The sequence below is a fragment of the Xanthomonas sp. NCPPB 1754 genome (assembly GCF_041475725.2).
GTDB lineage: Bacteria > Pseudomonadota > Gammaproteobacteria > Xanthomonadales > Xanthomonadaceae > Xanthomonas > Xanthomonas euvesicatoria.
In genome coordinates, this window is sequence record NZ_CM192982.1 from 1,668,712 (window position 1) to 1,690,275 (window position 21,564).

General features: G+C 65.7%; 15 protein-coding genes. 14 read left to right on the forward strand and 1 reads right to left on the reverse strand.

Annotated elements, in window-relative coordinates; translation table 11 throughout:
- Positions 1-135: 135 nt before the first annotated feature.
- The 8 genes from ACCQ15_RS07395 to ACCQ15_RS07430 all read left to right on the forward strand — a co-directional run bounded on the left by ACCQ15_RS07395 (position 136) and on the right by ACCQ15_RS07430 (position 11,729).
- Positions 136-1,311 carry an acyl-CoA dehydrogenase family protein gene (locus tag ACCQ15_RS07395; protein WP_014089785.1) on the forward strand — a complete coding sequence of 392 codons (1,176 nt, stop codon included), beginning with the start codon at positions 136-138 and terminating at the stop codon, positions 1,309-1,311.
- 61 nt (positions 1,312-1,372) lie between these two features.
- Positions 1,373-3,934, forward strand: coding sequence for a DUF3857 domain-containing protein (locus ACCQ15_RS07400; RefSeq protein WP_372381549.1), 2,562 nt, complete (start codon positions 1,373-1,375; stop codon positions 3,932-3,934).
- A 126-nt stretch (positions 3,935-4,060) separates the two neighbouring features.
- Positions 4,061-4,699 carry a glutathione S-transferase family protein gene (locus tag ACCQ15_RS07405; protein ID WP_011346936.1) on the forward strand — a complete coding sequence of 213 codons (639 nt, stop codon included), beginning with the start codon at positions 4,061-4,063 and terminating at the stop codon, positions 4,697-4,699.
- Positions 4,700-4,889: 190 nt separating this feature from the next.
- Positions 4,890-6,830 carry an asparagine synthase (glutamine-hydrolyzing) gene (gene asnB, locus ACCQ15_RS07410; RefSeq protein WP_011346937.1) on the forward strand — a complete coding sequence of 647 codons (1,941 nt, stop codon included), beginning with the start codon at positions 4,890-4,892 and terminating at the stop codon, positions 6,828-6,830.
- A gap of 170 nt (positions 6,831-7,000) precedes the next feature.
- Positions 7,001-7,555 (forward strand): NADPH-dependent FMN reductase, encoded by a 555-nt coding sequence (locus ACCQ15_RS07415; RefSeq protein ID WP_014089788.1) that lies wholly within the window; start codon positions 7,001-7,003, stop codon positions 7,553-7,555.
- A gap of 221 nt (positions 7,556-7,776) precedes the next feature.
- Positions 7,777-9,207 (forward strand): replicative DNA helicase, encoded by a 1,431-nt coding sequence (locus tag ACCQ15_RS07420; RefSeq protein WP_003483586.1) that lies wholly within the window; start codon positions 7,777-7,779, stop codon positions 9,205-9,207.
- 105 nt (positions 9,208-9,312) lie between these two features.
- Entirely contained in the window at positions 9,313-10,731 is a 1,419-nt protein-coding gene (locus ACCQ15_RS07425; protein ID WP_041855040.1) for a cryptochrome/photolyase family protein, read from the forward strand.
- 272 nt (positions 10,732-11,003) lie between these two features.
- Positions 11,004-11,729: a YiaD family glycine zipper/OmpA-like lipoprotein gene (locus ACCQ15_RS07430; protein WP_007966703.1), complete on the forward strand. Its 726-nt coding sequence runs from the start codon at positions 11,004-11,006 to the stop codon at positions 11,727-11,729.
- A gap of 830 nt (positions 11,730-12,559) precedes the next feature.
- Here the strand turns inward: ACCQ15_RS07430 and ACCQ15_RS07435 are convergent.
- Positions 12,560-13,594 carry an XC_2801 family transcriptional regulator gene (locus ACCQ15_RS07435; protein ID WP_005925689.1) on the reverse strand — a complete coding sequence of 345 codons (1,035 nt, stop codon included), beginning with the start codon at positions 13,592-13,594 and terminating at the stop codon, positions 12,560-12,562.
- A gap of 128 nt (positions 13,595-13,722) precedes the next feature.
- Between ACCQ15_RS07435 and ACCQ15_RS07440 the strand changes: the two genes are divergently transcribed.
- From ACCQ15_RS07440 to ACCQ15_RS07465, 6 genes are all read left to right on the forward strand, one after another.
- Positions 13,723-13,950, forward strand: a complete 228-nt coding sequence (locus tag ACCQ15_RS07440; protein WP_372381376.1) for a hypothetical protein — start codon at positions 13,723-13,725, stop codon at positions 13,948-13,950.
- Entirely contained in the window at positions 13,947-14,720 is a 774-nt protein-coding gene (locus tag ACCQ15_RS07445) for an SDR family NAD(P)-dependent oxidoreductase (RefSeq protein ID WP_071117365.1), read from the forward strand. Before ACCQ15_RS07440 ends, ACCQ15_RS07445 begins: the two co-directional genes overlap by 4 nt.
- On the forward strand, positions 14,717-15,907 hold the full coding sequence (locus ACCQ15_RS07450; RefSeq protein ID WP_372381377.1) for an efflux RND transporter periplasmic adaptor subunit: 1,191 nt from the start codon (positions 14,717-14,719) through the stop codon (positions 15,905-15,907). The genes ACCQ15_RS07445 and ACCQ15_RS07450 overlap by 4 nt, the downstream gene beginning before the upstream one ends.
- A gap of 178 nt (positions 15,908-16,085) precedes the next feature.
- Positions 16,086-19,262 carry an efflux RND transporter permease subunit gene (locus ACCQ15_RS07455; protein ID WP_372381378.1) on the forward strand — a complete coding sequence of 1,059 codons (3,177 nt, stop codon included), beginning with the start codon at positions 16,086-16,088 and terminating at the stop codon, positions 19,260-19,262.
- 42 nt (positions 19,263-19,304) lie between these two features.
- Positions 19,305-20,036, forward strand: coding sequence for an SDR family oxidoreductase (locus ACCQ15_RS07460; protein WP_008577266.1), 732 nt, complete (start codon positions 19,305-19,307; stop codon positions 20,034-20,036).
- The gene (locus tag ACCQ15_RS07465) at positions 20,030-21,454 is read left to right on the forward strand and encodes an efflux transporter outer membrane subunit (RefSeq protein WP_029819075.1); all 1,425 of its coding nucleotides are present in this window, start codon (positions 20,030-20,032) and stop codon (positions 21,452-21,454) included. The genes ACCQ15_RS07460 and ACCQ15_RS07465 overlap by 7 nt, the downstream gene beginning before the upstream one ends.
- The last annotated feature ends 110 nt before the right edge of the window (positions 21,455-21,564 follow it).

Consider the following 21,564-nt stretch of genomic DNA (forward strand, 5'->3'; position numbering starts at 1 on the left):
CCGCCGCGCCGCGCAGTCAGCGCAGCAGTGAGAAAAGAGCCGGCAATGCCGGCTCTTTTCGTTTGCGCCATTGCCGCACGGGTGCACTGCCATGTTCGGCCGGCAACTGGCAGATAATCGAGCTTTCAGCTTGCGATGGAAGCCAACATGCCGGTGCGCCCCGATGACCTGTTCGATGTACGCGCGCTGCTCACCGACGAAGAGCGGGCGGTGCAGGACGCTGTCGCGCGCTTTACCGACACGCGGGTAGTGCCGGCCATCGGCGATGCTTTCGATGCCGGACGCTTTCCGCGCGAGTGGATCCCGGAACTGGCGGAACTGGGGTTGCTGGGTGCCAGCCTGCCACCGCGCGACGGCGGTGCAGGCCTGGGCGCGGTGTGCTACGGACTGATCTGCCAGGAGCTGGAGCGCGGCGACAGCGGCCTGCGCAGCTTCGTCAGCGTGCAATCGTCGTTGTGCATGTACCCCATCCACGCCTACGGCAGCGACGAACAGCGGCAGCGCTGGCTGCCGGAAATGGCCGCCGGCCGGGTCATCGGTTGTTTCGGCCTCAGTGAGGCGCAGGGCGGGTCGGACCCGGCTGCGATGACCACCCGCGCGGTGCGCGAGGGCGATGGCTGGCGCTTGAATGGCGCCAAGCTGTGGATCACCAACGGCAGCATCGCGGGGCTGGCAATCATCTGGGCGCATACCGACGATGGCGTGCGCGGCTTTCTGGTCGAAACCGACAGCGCCGGTTTCAGCGCGCACGACATCAGCCACAAGATGAGCCTGCGTGCGTCGGTCACCTCGGGCCTGTTCCTGGACAATGTGTTCGTGCCCGAGCAGATGCGGTTGCCGCGGGCGGCCGGTTTGAAGGCGCCACTGAGTTGCCTCAACCAGGCACGCTACGGCATTGCCTGGGGGGCGATCGGGGCGGCGGTGGCCTGCCTGCGCGAGGCGCTGGCCTATGCCGGCGAGCGCATCCTGTTCGGCCGGCCGCTGGCCGCCACGCAAAGCGCGCAGATCAAACTGGCCGACATGGCGCGGCGGATTTCCACCGCCCAGCTGCTCGCCTTGCAGCTCGGGCGCTTGAAGGACGCCGGGACGCTGCAGCCGGAGCAGATCTCGCTGGCAAAATGGAATAATTGCCGCATGGCGCTGGATGTGGCGCGCGAATGCCGCGACCTGCTGGGCGCGGCCGGCATCACCACCGAGCATGTGGCGATCCGGCATGCGCTGAACCTGGAATCGGTGATCACCTACGAAGGCACCGAAACCGTGCATCAGCTGGTGGTGGGCCGTGCGCTGACAGGACTCAATGCGTTTTGACGAGGAGTGGGGCTTGATCAGCAGGGATGTGATGCGACGCCTGTGCGGCGTCTTCTGCACGATGTGGTTGTTGGCCGGCGCCGGGATCGTGCCGGCACGGGCCAGCGAGGCGCCACGCATGGCGCCGACGCCGGGCTGGGTGGTGGCAGATGCCGTTCCCGATAACGTGCCTGGCGCTGCCGGGCTGCGCTATGAACTGGTGTCCGACCAGGTCGATCTGACCGGCCGCGTGCCGCAGGCTTACCGCCGGCTCAGCTACACCGTGCAACGGGCCAAGAGCCTGGAGGAAGCCGGGCAGATTTCCATCGACTACCAGCCGCAGTACCAGCAGCTGGAACTCAACAGCCTGGAGGTCTGGCGCGCCGGCAAGCGCATCGATATGCGCACGCAGGCGCACTACGCCAGATTGCGGCGCGAAAGCGGGCTGGAGAACGGCCTGATCGATGGTGCGCTGACGCTGTCGATCACCTTGCCGGATCTGCGCGTGGGCGATCGCGTTGACTATGGCGTGACCATCAGTGGCAGCAATCCGGTGTTCGGCAAAGGCTATTACGACGTGTTCGAAGCGCGCTACGGCGTGCCGCTGGGCGAGCGCCGGGTACGTGTGCGCTATCGGGCCGACATGCCGCTGCAGTGGCGCATCAGCGCGCCGGGGTTTGGCCGGAACGTGCGCACGCTCGATGGGGTGACGCAACTGGATATCGGGGCCAGCAATATCGCGGCGGTGCAGGAAGAAAAAGACGCGCCCGACGATGTGGACCCGTATGGCGTGATCGAAGTGTCCACCGCCGGCAGTTGGGGTGCGGTGGCGGCCTGGGCGGCGCAGCTGTATCCGCGTGCATTCAACCAGACGCAGGTGGCCGCCAAGATGGCGCAGAGCCTGGGGTTGCGCAGCGACGACCCGCAGGGCGCGTTGTTGCGCGCCGTGGCGTTCGTGCAGGGCGAGATCCGTTACGTCGGCCTGGACATGGGCGAAAACTCGCACGCCCCGCACGCGCCCGAAGTAACGCTGCGCAACCGCTACGGCGACTGCAAGGACAAGGCGACGCTGCTGATCGCACTCTTGCAGCTGGCCGGCATCCGCGCCGAGCCGGTGCTGGTCAACAGCGACAAGGGGCATGGGCTGGAGAAGCGGTTGCCCAGTCCGTACGCCTTCGATCATGTGGTGGTGCGGGCGCATCTGCCGCAGGGCGAGGTGTGGGTGGATGCCACGCGCGATCGCGAAGAGGGCCCGTTGGCCCAGCGGCGGCCACTGCCGTTCGTGCGCGGATTGCCCGTGATTGCAGGGCAGGACACGTTGGTTGAAGTGCCTGCGCCGATGCCTGCGTTGCCGCAGATCGAAGTGAACGAAGAAATCTCCATTTCGCTGCGCAAGCCGCAGCGCTGGGCAAGCTTCACGGTGGACACCATCTATCGCCAGGGCCGCGGCGAGCGTGTCGCCAGCAGCTTCGACGACGATGGTGCGCAGACGGTGGGCGAGCACTATCTGGAATTCATGCAGCAGTACTACACCGCGCTGACCCAGGTGAGCGTGCCAAGCATCGACGCTGCCGACCCGCTGAATGTGCGCACGTACGAAGCCTACCGGCTGGAGTGGCCAGCGAAGGAGGGCGATGAGCTGGGTTTCCCGTTGTTCCAGCTTGGCGAATGGATGGATGCGTTACCGAAAGAGCCGCGCAAGAGCCCGCTGGCACTGCGCGGACCGCGGCTGGCGCGGCAGACCGTGCGCGTGCACAGCGACCCGGCGACCAAGGTGGAGGCAGATACCCAAGTGGTCGCCAATCCGTGGTTCCGCTTTTCGCGCAGCATCGCGATGCGCGAGGGAAAGCTGGTCATCGTGGGCGAGTGGCAGCGCTTCACCGACCGTATTCCGGCCAATGGCGTGGCGCGCGCGGCTGCCGACATGGAACGCGCGCGCGACCTGCTGTACTTCAATCACGATCTCCGGCCGCAGCGGCGCACGCAGCCTCCCGATTGGCGTGCGCTCGGCTACCCGCTGGCCGGCTTGGTGGCCCTGGTGTCGTTGCTGGTGGCGTGCTTTTTCTGGTGGCGCGGCGGTGGCCTGGGCGGAATCATGTTCGATCCACATGCCACCGTGGCCCGGATGCCGCAGCATGCTCGGTTGCGCTGGAGCGCCTGGGCGGTGTTTGCGGCGACCACGCTGCTGTCGGCGTGGGTGTGGCTGCACGCGCTGCCGCTATGGGCCAAGGCCGGTGGGGTCATTGTCGTGGTTGCAATCGCCTTGCTGGGATGCGTGCTGCTCACGCAGATCCTGCGGTGGATGGGCAGCGGCGCCCAGCTTGGGCAGGTGTTGCCGGCGATGGCCGGCTGCGCCTTGCCGTGGCTGGTATGCCTGCTGGCGGCCGTGGTCGCGCTCAAGGGCCAGGTTGCATTGCTGCGCACCGGCGCGACCGATCCGGCCGGCATGGCGCAACTGGCGACATGCATCTTGCTGCTGATGCTGGGGGCGCTGTGGTGGTCGGTCTGCTCGGTGCAGGCGGCGGCCGCCGCTGTCGGCTGTGCGCGCACGCGTGCGTTCGGCGCCTGGGCGCTGACGGTGGCGGCACTGGGCGTCCTGATCGCGGTGTTGAGTGTGCCGGTGGCGGTGGTGGCCTTGGCCTGACGCAGGTCGGCGCGGCAGTGCACGCAACCCTGGCATCGGTGCGCCGCTGCTGCGTGCAGGGCTTTGCAAAGGCACGCGGGGCTGTGACACTGCCAGCCCCCTCGTTGCTGCCGCGGAGCCAGCCAGATGTCGAGCGTGCGTCCCCCGTTGACCGTCCATGGCATGTCCAGTTCCGGCAATTGCTACAAGGTGCGCCTGCTGCTGGAACAATTGGGCAGCCGCTATCACTGGGTCGAGGTGGACAGCGTGGCCGGGCAGACCCGCACGCCCGAATATCTGGCCAAGAACCCCAACGGCAAGGTGCCGATGGTCGAGCGCGACGATGGCCGCGTGTTGACCGAATCCAACGCGATCCTGTTCTGGCTGGCCGAAGGCACGCCGTATCTGCCCACCGATGCGTGGCAGCGCGCGCAGGCATTGAGCTGGATGTTCTTCGAGCAATACAGCCATGAGCCGTATGTGGCAGTGGCGCGGTTCATCAGCCTGTGGACGCCGCGCGATGCCGCACGCCGCGCCGAGTTGCCGCAGCTGCGCGCGCGCGGCGAGCAGGCGCTGGCGGTGATGGAGCAGCATCTGCAGCAGCACACCTGGTTCACCGGCAGCGACTACGGCATCGCCGATATCGCACTGTTTGCCTACACCCATTGCGCCGAAGACGGCGGTTTCGATCTGGAGCGCTTGCCCGCGATTGGTGCGTGGATACAACGCGTGCAGGGCTTACCGCGTTTCGTGCCGATGCCGGCAGCTGCATCGGTGGCGGCATGAGCTGTCTGCGCGATCTGCACGTGGCTGATGGCCATACCGCTGCGTGCCGGGCAGACGCTTGTCTCTGCTCTCTTGCATCGCCATCGCCATCGTCATCGCCATTCGCCGTGCGCCTGCTTGCGCGGATCCAAGGCGTCACGCGTGCCTGCGCCGCCCGTTTACCCGTGGCCGGCCGGCAGGAGCGCTGACGATGTGCGGATTGGCAGGAATGTTGCTGGCCTCGCCGCGCCTGCATGGCGAACAGCTCGATGCGCTGGTGCGGCCGATGGGGGCCGCCTTGCGCCACCGCGGCCCCGACGATGCCGGCACCTGGTGCGATGCACAGGCCGGCGTAGCGCTGGCGCATCAGCGCTTGAGCATTCTGGACCTGTCGCCGCTCGGCCATCAGCCGATGCGCTCGGCAGACGGCCGCTACGTGCTGGCCTACAACGGCGAGGTCTATAACTTCGCGCAGTTGCGCGCAGCGCTGTCCGCGCTTGGGCATCGCTTCCGCGGCCACTCCGATACCGAAGTGCTGCTGGCGGCCGTGGTGGAGTGGGGCCTGGACGAGACGTTGACCCGCTGCAACGGCATGTTCGCCATTGCGTTGTGGGACGAGCGCGACAACTGCCTGTTCCTGGCCCGCGACCGCGTCGGCAAGAAGCCGCTGTACTACGGGTGGGCCGGCGACACCTTGGTGTTCGGTTCCGAACTCAAGGCCTTGTGGCAGCATCCGGATTTCGACAACGGCGTGGATCGCGATGCGCTCACGCTGCTGCTGCGGCTGGGCTATATCCCGGCGCCGGCCTGCATCCACGAGCACACCTTCAAGCTGATGCCCGGCCGCGTGCTGCGCATGGATGCACAAGCCGTTGCAGCCGGCGCGGCCGCGCATCGTCCCGATCAGGCGCAGCAACCGTTCTGGAACGCCCGCGAGGCGATGCAGCGCGCGCTGGCGACGCCGTTCACCGGTACCGACGCGCAGGCCGAAGAGCAGTTGGATAGCGTACTGCGCGATGCGGTGGCCTTGCGCATGGTGGCCGATGTGCCGGTGGGCGTGTTTCTCTCCGGCGGCACCGACTCGTCCATCGTCACTGCGATGATGCAGGCACAAAGCGCGCAGCCGGTGCACACCTTCAGCATCGGCTTCGAAGGTTCGCATCACGACGAAGCGCCGCTGGCGCGCGAAGTGGCCACGCATCTGCGCACCGACCACACCGAACTGTATGTCAGCGGCGCCGATGCGCTGGCAGTGGTGCCGGGCCTGCCGGACATGTTCGACGAACCCTTCGCCGATGCCTCGCAAGTGCCGACGGCGTTGGTCGCACGGCTGGCGCGCGGCGGGGTCACGGTGGCGCTGTCAGGCGATGGTGGCGACGAATTGTTCTTCGGCTATGGACGGTATCAGCGCGCACTGCGCAATTGGCGCATGCATGGCCTGGTGCCGGGCCCGCTGCGTCGCCTGATGGCGGTGGCAGCGCGTCGCAATGGCGAATCTTCGCGCACTGGCGGCCTGGCCGCGCTGGTGGCCGAGGCCGGTGCACGTGGCATCGGCGACATCTACCGCAACCGCATTTCGCGCTGGCGCGATCCGGCCGCGGTGGTGCTGGGCGCCACCGAACCCGACAGTTTCTACAGCCTGGCCGACCCGCTGCATGGGTCCGGCACCCCGGCCGATGCGATGATGCTGGCCGATTTTGCCGCCTACCTGCCGGACGATCTGCTGTGCAAGGTGGACCGCACCACCATGGCGGTGGGGCTGGAAGCGCGCGCGCCGCTGCTGGACTGGCGCGTGGCCGAATTCGCCTGGTCGCTGCCGCTGTCGCTGAAATATCGCGATGGAGTGAGCAAGTATCTGCTCAAGCGCGTGCTGTGCCGCTACCTGCCGGACGCAATGGTGTACCGCGGCAAGCGCGGCTTCGGCGCCCCGGTCAGCGCATGGCTGCGTGGCGACCTGCACGGCTGGGCGGACGATCTGCTGGCGCACGGCGCCCTGCAACGCGAAGGCGTGTTCGCCGCCGACAGCGTGGCCCGCCTGTGGCGCGACTTCAACGGTGGCGAGCGCAAATGGCATACGCATCTGTGGACGGTGCTGATGTTCCAGGCATGGCAGGCACACTGGCGCGAACAGCGTGCGGCCGTGGTGCGCTGACACCTGTAGGTTGTGGTCTGCACACCGGGCGGGGTAGGCGAAACCGCCTATGCGCGTTGCCGCGCTCGCGTGCACGCACTGCCGCTTGCGCTACAGACGCCGGCGGCGTTTCACCGGCCCTGAGCATCCGGCTGGGTAGGGTGGGGCCCTGTTTCCACGGAGCATTCCCCATGAGCAAGCTCACCATTGCCGTGCTGGTCGGCAGCCTGCGCGCCGAGTCGTATAACCGCCAGCTGGCACGCGCGCTGGAGCATCTGGCCGGCGACAAGGCCGTGTTCGAGTACCTGGAGATCGGCGATATCCCGCTCTACAACCAGGACCGCGACGGCGATTATCCCGCCGAAGGCACGCGGCTGAAGCAGCAGATCCGCGCTGCCGATGCGGTGCTGTTCGTCACCCCCGAATACAACCGCTCCATTCCCGGCGTGCTCAAGAACGCCATCGACACCGGCTCGCGTCCCTACGGCGATAGCGCGTTTGCCGGCAAGCCGGCAGCGGTGGTGGGCATCTCGGTCGGCGCGATCGGTACTGCCACCGCGCAGCAGCATTTGCGTAACGTGCTGGCGTATCTGGATATGCAGGTGCTCGGCCAGCCGGAAGTGTTCCTGCAATACAAGGACGGCCTGTTCGGGCCCGACGACCAGATCGCCAACGCCGACAGCCGCAAGTTCCTGCAGGGCTTCATCGACCAGTTCCTGGGCCTGATCGGGCACCTCAAGCGCTGAGTTGACCACAGCGGCGCCGCGCGTCAATGCGGCGCTCCGTTGTGCCTTGGGCGAGGGCGGAAACCCAAGCGGCGCAAGGGTCTCGGCATCTGCGACGGCCGGCGCGTAGCACGTGGATGCACCGGCTATACACCAGTTATCCACAGAGTTGTGCATGGTCGCCGGCCGCGCCGATGACTATGCTTCCTGCCCTCGTCTCCCTGCGTCAGGTTTGTTTGTCCATGTCCGCTCGTCCTGGTTTCCGTTCCAAGCGCAGTCGCGATCGCGACGACGACGATTACGATCGTCCCGAGCCGCGTCTGGACCAGTTGCGGGTACCGCCGCATTCGGTCGAGGCCGAGCAGGCGGTGTTGGGTGGCCTGATGCTGGCGCCGGACGCGTTCGACCGCGTCAACGACCAGCTCACCGAAAACGACTTCTACCGGCGCGACCATCGGCTGATCTACCGCGCGATTCGCGAACTGAACGAGAAGGACCGCCCGTTCGATGCAGTGACCCTGGGCGAATGGTTCGAGTCGCAGGGCAAGCTGGAGCAGGTGGGCGATGGTGCGTACCTGATCGAGCTGGCCAGCACCACACCGTCGGCGGCCAACATCGCCGCGTATGCGGAAATCGTGCGCGACAAGGCAGTGCTGCGGCAGTTGATCGAGGTGGGCACCACCATCGTCAACGACGGCTTTCAGCCGGAAGGGCGCGACAGCGTCGAGTTGCTGTCCTCGGCCGAAAAGGCCGTGTTCAAGATCGCCGAAGCCGGCGCGCGCGGGCGCACCGATTTCGTGGCCATGCCCGGGGCATTGAAGGATGCCTTCGAAGAGCTGCGCAACCGCTTCGAAAACGGCGGCAACATCACTGGCTTGCCGACCGGCTACACCGATTTCGATGCGATGACCGCCGGCCTGCAGCCGACCGACCTGATCATCCTGGCGGCGCGTCCGGCGATGGGCAAGACCACCTTTGCGCTGAACATTGCCGAATACGCCGCGATCAAGTCCAAGAAGGGCGTGGCGGTGTTTTCGATGGAAATGTCGGCCTCGCAGTTGGCCATGCGCCTGATTTCCTCCAATGGCCGCATCAATGCGCAGCGCCTGCGTACCGGTGCGCTGGAAGACGAGGATTGGGCGCGCGTGACCGGCGCGATCAAGATGCTCAAGGAAACCAAGATCTTCATCGACGACACCCCGGGCGTGTCGCCGGAAGTGCTGCGTTCCAAGTGCCGCCGGCTCAAGCGCGAACACGACCTGGGCCTGATCGTCATCGACTACCTGCAGCTGATGTCGGTGCCGGGCAACAGCGAAAACCGCGCGACCGAAATTTCGGAAATCTCGCGCTCGCTGAAAGGCCTGGCCAAGGAGCTCAACGTGCCGGTGATTGCGTTGTCGCAGCTCAACCGCTCGTTGGAAACGCGCACCGACAAGCGCCCGGTGATGGCGGACTTGCGCGAGTCGGGCGCTATCGAGCAGGACGCGGACATGATCGTCTTCATCTACCGCGACGATTACTACAACAAGGAAAATTCGCCGGACAAGGGCCTGGCCGAAATCATCATCGGCAAGCACCGCGGCGGACCGACCGGCTCGTGCAAGTTGAAGTTCTTCGGCGAGTACACCCGCTTCGACAACTTGGCGCACGACTCGGTGGGCAGTTTCGAGTAAGCGCTGCCGGGGAACGGCCGGGTGGTCATCCACCGCCCGGCATCGCGCCATCGTTGCGCCCGCTGGCTTATGCTGCGCAGCCTCACCGTTCGCTGCCGAGCTCGTATGTCATACGCCATCGTCTGGTTCCGTCGCGATCTGCGTCTGGAAGACAACCCGGCCTTGCGCGCCGCACTCGATGCGGGGCATCACCCGATTCCGTTGTACATCGATGCGCCGCACGAAGAGGGCGAATGGACGCCTGGCGCCGCGTCGCGCACCTGGCGGCATCGCTCGCTTGCAGCGCTGGACGGTGCCCTGCGCGCGCTCGGCAGTGGGTTGGTCATTCGCTCCGGTGACAGCGCGCAGGTGCTCGATGAGGTGATCGCGCAGACCGGTGCGGTGGCGGTGTACTGGAACCGCAAATACGAGCCGGCCACGCAGCCGCGCGACGCGCAGATCAAGCGCGACCTGCGCGAGCGCGGCATCGAGGTGCAGAGCTGCAATGCCGCGCTGCTATTCGAACCATGGCAGTTGTCCACGCAGCAGGGCGGCCCCTACAAGGTGTTTACCCCGTTCTGGCGCAATGCGCTGACGCAGCTGCAATTGCCCGCCGCCATGGATGCGCCGCGTCGCCTGCCGCCGCTGCCTGCGAGCCTGAAGACCGATGCGCTCGACACGCTGCAGTTGGTGCCGGGCCTGCAGTGGGACCAGGGCTTCTGGGAGCACTGGCAGCCCGGCGAAGCCGGCGCGCACGAAATGCTGGAGATCTTTATCGACGGCGCGTTGTCGGGATATCGCGAAAACCGCGATCGCCCCGATCGCGTCGGCACCTCGCAACTGTCGCCGCATTTGCACTTTGGTGAGATTGCGCCGTGGCGGATTGCCAGTACCCTGGAGGCGCATCGCACTGCGCGCAATGGCGCGGAAATCGATGGCTATATCCGGCAGCTGGGCTGGCGCGACTTTGCGTATCACTTGCTGCATCACTTCCCGGACACCACCAACCAGAATCTCAACCCGCGCTTTGCAGGATTCGATTGGGCAACGGTCGATCCGGTTGCATTGCAGGCCTGGCAACGCGGCCGCACCGGCATTCCGATCGTCGATGCCGGCATGCGTCAGCTCTGGCATACCGGCTGGATGCACAACCGCGTGCGCATGATCGTCGCCAGTTTTTTGTGCAAGCATCTGCGTATCCACTGGATCGAAGGCGCGCGTTGGTTCTGGGACACGCTGGTCGATGCGGACCTGGCCAACAACACGCTGGGCTGGCAGTGGGTGGCCGGTACCGGCGCCGATGCGGCGCCCTATTTCCGCGTGTTCAATCCGGTGACGCAGGCAGAAAAATTCGACCCGCATGCGACCTACATCACGCGCTGGGTGCCTGAGCTGGGCAAGCTCGCGGTGAAGGAGCGCTTCGCGCCATGGTTGCATCCATTGGCGCTGGCTCGCTTTGCACCGGAGTATCCGCGCAATCCGATCATCGGCTTGGCCGAGGGCCGCGATGCGGCGTTGGCGGCGTATGCGAAATCGCGCGCCTAGTCGCTGCTGATCGATGCGCGTGTGCCTGTTTCTGGACGGTGCACGCAACGCTGTCTGAGGAGCGAAACAGGGCATGGAATGCGCGCTGTGTACTGGCGTGCGCTGGCTGATGTGGCGGCGCACGTGTACGCGTCATCGCCGAAAACGTTTTCCTGAATGGCACACCCGTTACACGTGGGTTGCGGCAGTTTTCATCATGCGCCAGTCGCGTGGGCCTGTTTATCCTCGCGCACACGATTGAGCGCCGGATGGTCCGGCCATAGGAGAGCACCATGTCCCCAGCAGCCACCAAGAGTCTTGCCGTTGCATTGGCCAGCGCCATTGCGCTGTCCGCGTGTGCCACCGGCGGCTCGTATGTGCAGCGCGACCAATACGGCGAGCAGACGCAACAGCAGAATCGGACCGGCCGCAATGCGCTGATCGGTACCGCCATTGGTGTGGCTGCAGGCCTGCTCACCGGCGACAGCGCCACCGAGCGTCGTCAGCACGCAATGGTCGGCGCTGGCATCGGTGCACTGAGCGGCGCGGCAATCGGCCAGTACCAGGACCGCCAGGAGCGCGCGCTGCGTGAGCGCACCGCCAACACCGGTATCGAAGTACAACGCCAGGGCGACAACATCAGCCTGAACCTGCCCGACGGCATCACCTTCGACTTCGGCAAGTCGGCATTGAAGCCGCAGTTCTACACCGCGCTCAACGGCGTGGCCTCCACCCTGCGCGAGTACAACCAGACCATGGTGGAAGTGGTGGGGCATACCGATAGCGTCGGTAGCGATGCGGTGAATCAGCGCCTGTCCGAAGAGCGCGCCAGCGCGGTAGCGCAATACCTGACCGCGCAAGGTGTGCAGCGCGAGCGCATGGAAACCATGGGCGCCGGCAAGCGTTATCCGATTGCCGACAACACCACCGATGCCGGCCGCGCCAAGAACCGTCGCGTCGAAATCCGCCTGATTCCGTTGCGTGCCGAAGGCGCGGCCAGCAACACCGGCATGCGTTGAGGAGATGCAGTGAATCGTGGCGGGTCGGATGACTCACCTGCGATGTGCTGATGTACGCAACACAGGCCGCGAAAGCGGCCTGTTTTTTTGCTGCATGGTGGATCAAGAGCAGCGAACCAATCGCTTGGATTTAGAACGGCTGGTCTGCACGGCTTTGAGGTCTCGATCTTTCTCACGTCATCGGCGCGAATGTGTCGGCGTAACTGTGGAACTTCGAAGCGCGGATCTGAGCGTTGCTGCAGGGCCCTTGCTCGCTCACCATCGCGGGATACGCTGCAAGTACGTCCCTATAAGCTCCGTGGCGGCATCCATGCCGCCAAGGGTCCCGCGACGGTGAGCGGGCAAGGACCAATCGAGTTGGTCGCTGTATTTGTGCAAGCGATAGATGCGTTCGCTAGCGATTCAAGGAGGCGCGGCTAGCTCGCGGTGCTCAGGCGAGAAGGTATCTCCATCCCCTTTCCTACGATGGGCCGCTTTCCGCGCGACCGACCAACGTTCTGGTGCGGTGTCCTCGCCGCTTGGAACCGTTGGCGGCATGGGTGCCGCCATCGAGCCCCCATGGATGGGTTGACGGCGTGTCCCGCGAGCGGCGAGGGCACCGCGCGCGACCGAGTCGGCTTTGCGCTCATCGGGTGATCGCATCCAACGACGCCACGACGGACGTCTCGATCTTTCCCAACTCACCGCTGACGGTAGTGAGATCATCTGCAAAGCGACCGAGCTGTCGTCGGCTGTACGCGTGTGGTGACAGAGATGCATTCACTGGGTTGCATCGATGAACTTATGGCCTGCGCCAGACGGCAACCACCGCCGGCGCAGTCGATCCGGCACTACGCCGTGACGTTTTCCAAGATTCGCTTGCCTTCGGCACGCAACTCCGCGTCTGCGCCCACTTCGACTTTCGCATCGTTGTCGGCCTTTTGTGCGGCCAGGCGGGCAGGGCACTGCGCCATCATGTAATCCGCATCGAAATTCATGCGCGTCACCAAAAAGTCCACGAATGCCCGCACTTTCGGCGACACCAATCGGCCGCCGGCGAACACCGCGTTGAAGTCCACCTCAGGCCCGGTCCAACCGGCCAGCACGCGACGCACCAGGCCCGATTGCACGAACGGTTTGGCCATCACATCGCCAGTCAGCAAGAGGCCTTCGCCGCACAACACCGCACCGTTGAGCGCGGCCGGATCGTTGGCCACCATCAGCGGATTGACCGGGAAATCGCGTACATCGCTGCCGTCGCTGAGCGACCAGAAAAAGCGGTTGTTGTGCACGTTGCGGTTCTTGCGCAAGGCGAGCGTGCGATGGAATTGCAATTCGTCCGGATGCAGCGGCTCGCCATAGCGTTCGATGTAGGAGGGGCTGGCGAACACCTGGGTGCGCAAGCTGCCGAGCTTGCGCGCCACCAGATTGGAGTCGGGCAGCGCGCCGACGCGCAATGCCAGATCGGCTTCGCCGCCGATCAGGTCCAGCTTCTCGTTGCCCAGATGCATGTCCAGCTGGATTTCCGGGTATTGCGCGTGGAATTCGCCCAGCAACGGCGCGATCCAGGTAATGCCCAGCGAATACGGCACGGTAAAACGCAGCCAGCCACGCGGGCCCGATTGCAGCTGTCCCACCGCGCTTTCGGCTTCTTCCAGTTCGCGCGCGATGCGCTGGCAATGTTCGTGGTACACCGAGCCGGCTTCGGTCAGGCCGATGCGGCGGGTGGTTCGATGCAACAGGCGCGCACCCAACCGGGTTTCCAGTTCCTGCACCTTGCGGCTGACGGTGGTCTTGGGCAGGCCAAGCGCATTGGCGGCGGCGATGAAGCTGCCTTGTTCGACCACCTTGACGAAGATCAAGGTGTCGTTGAGATCGTGAGTCATGGGATGCCTTCCGGGGGTCAGGAGGGATTAGACCGCTTGCGGGACGATTATTCCCCTAAATCCGGACTAATCAAGTGCTGCTTTGAAGCCTAACTTATGCGGCATCCCCTCCATGCAGGAGCACGGCCATGTGGTTGTGCAACGTTTTCGGCGTGTCTTCCAGTCAGCGCAGTGCAATCGAAAGCGCCTTCGATCCGGTCGTTTCCACGGAAAGACGGTCGTACGACAGTGCCTTGCGCGAATTCTCCAGCTCGCCACGGCGGCAGGCTGGCGGCGCGCCTGCGCAGCGGACTGGACTGCAGGCGCGCTGGGCGCGCCGTGGAATTATCCCGATCTCGGGAGCGAAAATCCCATGAGCGGGATGGTTAAATCCGAGACGGCCGTCATCGGCGGCGCGGGCAACGTGGGCATGGGCATCGTCTCTGCATTGCTGGACGCCGGTATGCCAACGGTGGTGATTGGGCGCGACGCCGCCAAGCTGGATGCACTGCGTGCGCAGCACGGTCATTCCCCGCTGCTGGACATCGTGCAGGGATCGGTGGCCGACGATGCATCTGCGCAGCGCCTGGCCACCGAACTGGCCCAGCGGCATCGACCGCTGGGCGCGGTGATCGCCAGCCTGGGCAGCCCGCCCAAGGCTGGGCGGCTGGTGGATCGGCCGGTGGCCGCCCTGCGTCGTCGCCTGGAGCGTGACGTGCTGCCGCATCTGGCTGCCGCCCGCCACCTGCTGCCGCTGCTGGCCGAGGCCGACGGCGGCGGCCGCTATCTGCTGCTTGGCAGCCCGTGCGCGCTGCGCGCCTGGTCGGCGCATGGCGATCGTTCGGTTGCGGCCTCAGCCACCCGCATGCTTGCCCAGGTGTTGCACGAGGAAGCCAAGCCGTTGGGCGTCCGCGTGCAGTTGCTCTCGGTCGAGCAGCCGGTCTGCACGCCCGGCCGCGCCAAGGACGCCTGTCCGGAATGGATCCGCGCCGTGGACGTCGGCCGCGCCGCTGTTTCCCTGATTGCCGGGCCTGGCCAGCCCGGACAAGCCATCGTGACCGTGAGTCGTCGCCCGCCGGCCGCACCGTCGGCCAGCCGGCTGGCCGGTCTGCAATTTCCCATCCCCACCCGAGAGATTTCCCCATGACCACGAACGCCACCCCGTTCCGTTTTCCCTTGCCTACCGTGTTGGCGGGCGCCGTGCTTGCGGTCGTGCTCGCCGGCTGCGGCAGCAAGGCCGCCGAGACCGGCGCACCGCCGCCGCCCAGCGTCAGCGTCGCGCCGGTGTTGATGAAGCAGATCAGCCAGTGGGACGAATTCAGCGGCCGCATCGAGCCGGTGGAAAGCGTGGAACTGCGTCCGCGCGTGTCCGGCTATATCGACAAGGTCAACTACACCGAAGGTGCAGAAGTGAAGAAGGGCGATGTGCTCTTCACCATCGATGAGCGTAGCTACCGCGCCGAGTTCGCGCGTGCCAACGCGTCGCTGGTGCGTGCCCGCACCCAGGCCACGCTGGCACGTAGCGAAGCCACGCGCGCACGCAAATTGTCCGAGCAGCAGGCCATCTCCACCGAAACCTGGGAGCAGCGCCGCGCCGCCGCCGATCAGGCCGATGCCGACCTGCAGGCCGCCCAGGCCGCGGTGGACACCGCCAGGCTCAACCTGGATTGGACGCGCGTGCGCGCTCCCATCGATGGCCGCGCCGGGCGTGCGATGGTCACCGCCGGCAACCTGGTCACGGCCGGCGACAGCGCCAGCGTGCTGACCACCCTGGTGTCGCTGGACAAGGTATTCGTCTACTTCGATGCCGACGAAGGCACCTTCCTGCGCTATTCGCAGATGGCCCGCAACGGCGAGCGCCCGGACGAACGTGGCGGCGAGTTGCCGGTGCGGATCGGGCTGGTCGGCGAGCAGGGCTTCCCGCACACCGGTCGCGTGGATTTCCTGGACAACCAGGTGACCCGCAGCACCGGCACCATCCGCGTCCGCGCGGTACTGGACAACGCGCAACGGCAATTCACGCCGGGGTTGTATGCGCATGTGCAGTTGCTGGGCAGCGGCCAGTTCAAGGCCATGCTGGTCGACGAAAAGGCCGTGCTCACCGACCAGGACCGCAAATACGTGTACGTGGTGGACAAGGACGGCAAGGCGCAGCGCCGCGATGTGGAGCTCGGCCGCAGTGCCGATGGTCTGCGCATCGTGCGTAGCGGCCTGGCCGCCGGCGACCGCGTGGTGGTCGATGGCGTGCAGAAGATCTTCATGCCCGGCATGCCGGTGGACGCCAAGACCGTGGCCATGGCGCCGGCGGCGGACAAGCGCACCGCTTCCAACTAGGGATCGCCAACGCGCGTTGCGCGCTGTCGCGCCTGCCTGGCGACAGCGCACCACCTGCAATGGCTGTACTGCTGTATCGCTGCATCGCAGCTCATGACTGCCGGCCTCGTCATCAGGCCGGCCCGGGGCCGCTGTGCCGCGCCGCCACCCGGCGGCAACCTCTTTCAGGACCATCCCAATGGACTTTTCCCGTTTTTTCATCGACCGGCCGATCTTTGCCGCGGTGCTGTCGATCATCATCTTCGCGGCCGGCCTGATCGCCATGCCGCTGCTGCCGATCAGCGAATACCCAGAAGTGGTGCCGCCGAGCGTGCAGGTGCGCGCGGTGTATCCGGGCGCCAACCCCAAGGTCATCGCCGAGACCGTTGCCACGCCGCTTGAGGAAGCCATCAACGGCGTGGAAAACATGATGTACATGAAGTCGGTGGCCGGCTCGGACGGCGTGCTGGTGGTCACCGTGACCTTCAAGCCCGGCACCGATCCGGACCAGGCGCAGGTGCAGGTGCAGAACCGCGTCAGCCAGGCGCAGGCGCGTCTGCCCGAGGACGTGCGTCGCCAGGGCGTGACCACGCAGAAGCAATCGCCGACGCTGACCATGGTCGTGCATCTGACCTCGCCCAAGGGCAAGTACAACTCGCTGTACCTGAGCAACTACGCCACCTTGAAGGTCAAGGACGAGCTGTCGCGCCTGCCGGGCGTGGGCCAGATCCAGATCTTCGGTGCCGGCGACTACGCCATGCGCATCTGGTTGAACCCGGACAAGGTGGCCGCACGCGGGCTCACCGCCAGCGATGTGGTCGCCGCCATCCGCGAGCAGAACGTGCAGGTCTCCGCCGGCCAGCTCGGCGCAGAACCCATGCCCAACAAGAGCGATTTCCTGCTCTCGATCAATGCGCAGGGCCGCCTCACCACCGAAGAAGAGTTCGGCAACATCGTCATCCGCAGCGGCAATAGCGGCGAGATCGTGCGCCTGAGCGACGTGGCGCGCCTGGAGCTGGGCGCCGGCAACTACACCTTGCGTTCGCAGCTGGACAACCAGAACGCGGTGGGCATGGGCGTGTTCCAGTCGCCCGGTGCCAACGCGATCGAATTGTCCGATGCGGTGCGCGCCAAGATGGCCGAACTGGAAAAGCAGTTCCCGCAGGACATGGCATGGTCGGCCGCGTACGACCCGACCGTGTTCGTGCGCGATTCGATCAGCGCGGTGGTGCACACGCTGCTGGAAGCGGTGCTGCTGGTGGTGCTGGTGGTGATCCTGTTCCTGCAGACCTGGCGCGCTTCGATCATTCCGTTGCTGGCGGTACCGGTGTCGGTGGTCGGTACGTTCGCTGCGTTGTACCTGCTGGGCTTTTCGATCAATACGCTGAGCCTGTTCGGTTTGGTGCTGGCGATCGGCATCGTGGTCGACGATGCGATCGTGGTGGTGGAAAACGTCGAGCGCAACATCGAAGAAGGCCTGAGCCCATTGGCGGCTGCCCATCAGGCCATGCGCGAAGTGTCCGGGCCGATCATCGCCATCGCGCTGGTGCTGTGCGCGGTGTTCGTGCCGATGGCGTTCCTGTCGGGCGTGACCGGCCAGTTCTACAAGCAGTTCGCGGTGACCATCGCCATTTCCACGGTGATTTCGGCGATCAACTCGCTGACCTTGTCGCCGGCGCTGGCGGCGATGCTGCTCAAGTCGCACGACGCGCCCAAGGATGGTCCGTCGCGGTTGATCGACCGTTTGTTCGGCTGGTTGTTCCGCCCGTTCAATCGTTTCTTCAACAGCAGCTCGCATAAGTACCAAAGTGCGGTGTCGCGTGCGCTGGGCAAGCGGGGTGCGGTGTTCGTGGTCTACCTGCTGCTGTTGGTCGGTACCGGTTTCATGTTCAAGCTGGTGCCGGGCGGCTTCATTCCGACCCAGGACAAGCTGTATCTGATTGCGGGCACCAAACTGCCGGAAGGGTCGTCGCTGGAGCGCACCAATGAGGTGATCCGCCAGATCACCCAGATCGCGCTGCAGACCGACGGTGTGGATCACGCAATCGCGTTCCCGGGCCTGAACCCGCTGCAGTTCACCAATACGCCCAATACCGGCACGGTGTTCCTGACGCTCAAGCCGTTCAGTCAGCGCAGCCGCACCGCCGCGCAGATCAATGCGGAAATCAACGCACGCATCAGCCAGATCCAGCAGGGCTTCGCGTTCGCCTTCATGCCGCCACCGATTCTTGGCTTGGGCCAGGGCTCGGGCTACTCGCTGTACATCCAGGACCGTGCCGGCCTGGGCTATGGCCAGTTGCAGAGTGCGGTCAATGCGATGTCCGGTGCGATCTCGCAAACGCCGGGCATGCAGTTCCCGATCGGTACCTACCAGGCCAACGTGCCGCAGCTCGATGCCAAGGTCGACCGCGACAAGGCCAAGGCGCAGGGCGTGCCGCTGACCAATCTGTTCGATACGCTGCAGACCTATCTGGGTTCGTCCTACATCAACGACTTCAATCGCTTCGGTCGCACCTATCAGGTGATCGCCCAGGCCGATGGACAGTTCCGCGATAGCGTGGAAGACATCGCCAACCTGCGCACGCGCAACGCCAACGGCGACATGGTGCCGATCGGCAGCATGGTCACGCTGGGCCAGACCTACGGCCCGGACCCGGTGATCCGCTACAACGGCTACCCGGCCGCCGACCTCATCGGCGAAGCGGACCCGCGCGTGCTGTCGTCCACCGAGGCCATGCAGAAGCTGTCCAGCATGGCGCCGCAGGTGCTGCCCAACGGCATGAACATCGAGTGGACCGACCTGAGTTATCAGCAGTCCACGCAAGGCAACTCGGCGTTGATCGTGTTCCCGATGGCGGTGTTGCTGGCGTTCCTGGTATTGGCTGCGTTGTACGAAAGCTGGACCCTGCCGCTGGCAGTGATCCTGATCGTGCCGATGACCTTGCTGTCTGCGCTGTTCGGTGTGTGGCTCACCAATGGCGACAACAACGTGTTCGTGCAGGTGGGTCTGGTGGTGTTGATGGGCCTGGCGTGCAAGAACGCGATCCTGATCGTGGAGTTCGCCCGCGAACTGGAAATGCACGGCAAGGGCATTGTCGAAGCCGCACTGGAAGCCTGCCGCCTGCGCCTGCGTCCGATCGTGATGACCTCCATCGCCTTCATCGCCGGCACGGTGCCGCTGGTGTTCGGCCATGGTGCCGGCGCCGAAGTGCGCTCGGTCACCGGCATCACGGTGTTCGCCGGCATGCTGGGTGTGACCTTGTTCGGCCTGTTCCTGACTCCGGTGTTCTACGTGGCGCTGCGCAAGTGGGTGACCCGTCGCGGGCCCGCGACACCGCCCGCGGTTGCGCACGATCACGCGCACGTCAACGCCTAAGCACGCGTGACTTCCCCCTACATACATTCGAAGGATTTACACATGAGCAACACCAAGATCGCATTGGTCACCGGCGCAACCCGCGGCATCGGCCTGGAGACCGTTCGGCAATTGGCCACCGCCGGCGTGCACACGCTGCTGGCCGGCCGCAAGCGCGACGACGCCGTGGCCGCGGCCCTCAAGTTGCAGGCCGAAGGCCTGCCGGTGGAGGCCATCCAGCTCGACGTCAACGACGACATCAGCATTGCTGCGGCGGTGGGCACGGTGGAGCAGCGCCATGGTCATCTGGACATCCTGATCAACAACGCCGGCATCATGATCGAGGACATGCAGCGCACCCCGTCGCAGCAGAGCCTGGAGGTGTGGAAGCGTACCTTCGACACCAATCTGTTCGCGGTGGTCGAGGTGACCAAGGCCTTCCTGCCGCTGCTGCGTCGTTCGCTGGCCGGGCGTATCGTCAACGTGTCGAGCATCCTCGGTTCGCTGACCTTGCACAGCCAGCCCGGCTCGCCGATCTACGACTTCAAGATTCCTGCTTACGACGCGTCCAAGAGCGCGTTGAACAGCTGGACGGTGCATCTGGCCTACGAATTGCGCGACACAGCCATCAAGGTCAACACGGTGCATCCGGGTTACGTCAAAACCGACATGAACGGTGGCGGCGGCGAAATCGAAGTGGAGCAGGGCGCGCATAGCAGCGTGCAAATGGCGCTATTGGATGCCCACGGTGCCACCGGCAGCTTTACCCATCTGGGAGAGGTGTTGCCATGGTAAGAAACTTCCTGAGCGTGGCACTGGCTGCACTGGTGCTCAGCGGTTGCGCGGTCGGGCCGGATTACCGCCCCGATCCGCCGGCGGCGGTGACGCTGCAAGGCGCGCAAGACCCGGCATACAGCGCGCAGTCGCCGGTGGGCAACTGGTGGTCGCAGTTCGACGACCCGGTGCTGGAGCAATTGGTGCGCGACGCCTTGTTCGCCAACCACGACCTGCGCATCGCGGTGGCGCGCGTCAAGCAGGCGCGCGCGGTGTTCGTCGAGCGCCGCCTGGATCAGGCGCCGCATATCGCCGCGCAAGGCAGCTTCGATCGTCGCGAGCAGCAGCAGGTGATCGCCGGCAATCAGCGCTTTCTGACCGAGCAGACCACGCTCGGTCTGGATGCGGCCTGGGAGCTGGACCTGTTCGGCCGTCAGCGGCGTGCATCGGAGGCCGCGCGTGCCGACCTGGATGCCGAGCAGGCCAACCTGCAGGACGTGCAGGTCACCGTTGCTGCCGAAGTGGCGCGCAATTATTTCGAATTGCGCGGCACCCAGAAGCGCTTGGACGTCTCCAAGCGCACGCTCACCAACCTGCGCGACACCCAGAAGCTGACCCAGACCCGATGGGATCTGGGTGCCGGCAGCGAGCTGGACGTGCAGAGCAGCCTGGCGCGGTTGAAGGCGATCGAGGCGGATATTCCGCTGCTGGAAACCGCCGAGGCGCAATACCGCCACCGTCTGGCTGTGTTGCTGGGCCAGCAACCGGATGCGTTGGATGCCACCTTGGCCGCGCGCGAGATGCCGGCGTTCGCGCGCCCGCTGCCGCTGGGCGATACCGCCGGCTTGCTGCGTCAGCGTCCGGATGTGCGCGGCGCCGAGCGCCGGCTGGCGGCAGCCACCGCGCAAGTGGGCGTGGCCACTGCCGACCTGTTTCCGCGCATCAGCGTGAGCGGGTTCGTCGGCTTCCTCACCGGCGACGCAGCCAGGTTGACCGAAGGCAACGCCAAGGCCTGGTCGGTGACCCCGTCGATCAGCTGGGCCGCCTTCGATTTCGGCACCGTGCGTGCGCGCTTGCGTGCCAGCAAGGCGCAGGCTGAAGGTGCGTTGGCGCAGTATCAGCAAACCGTATTGCTGGCGCTGGAAGACACCGAAAACGCGTTGATCGGCTATGGCCGCCAGCAGGCGCGCCTGGCCATCGTGGTGGAGCAGGCCAATGCCGCGCGGCGTGCCGAGCAGCTGGCGCAGATCCGCTACCGCGAGGGCTCGGAAGACTTCCTCACCCTGCTGGATGCGCAGCGCACCCAGCTGGCGGCCGACGATGCGTTGGCGCAGGCCGAAGCGGCGGTGAATGTCGGCGTGGTCGGCGTGTACAAGGCGCTCGGTGGCTGGAAGCAGGACCAAGCGCCTGCGGCACCGGTGGCCGTGGTCAATCGTTGAACGATGCGCGCGGGGCGGCCAGTGGGTCGCCCCGCAGTTCTGGCTGCAGCGTCAGAGCTAACGAGGCGGTCGAACGTGTGCGGGTGATGGTTGGCGATACCGGCCATGCA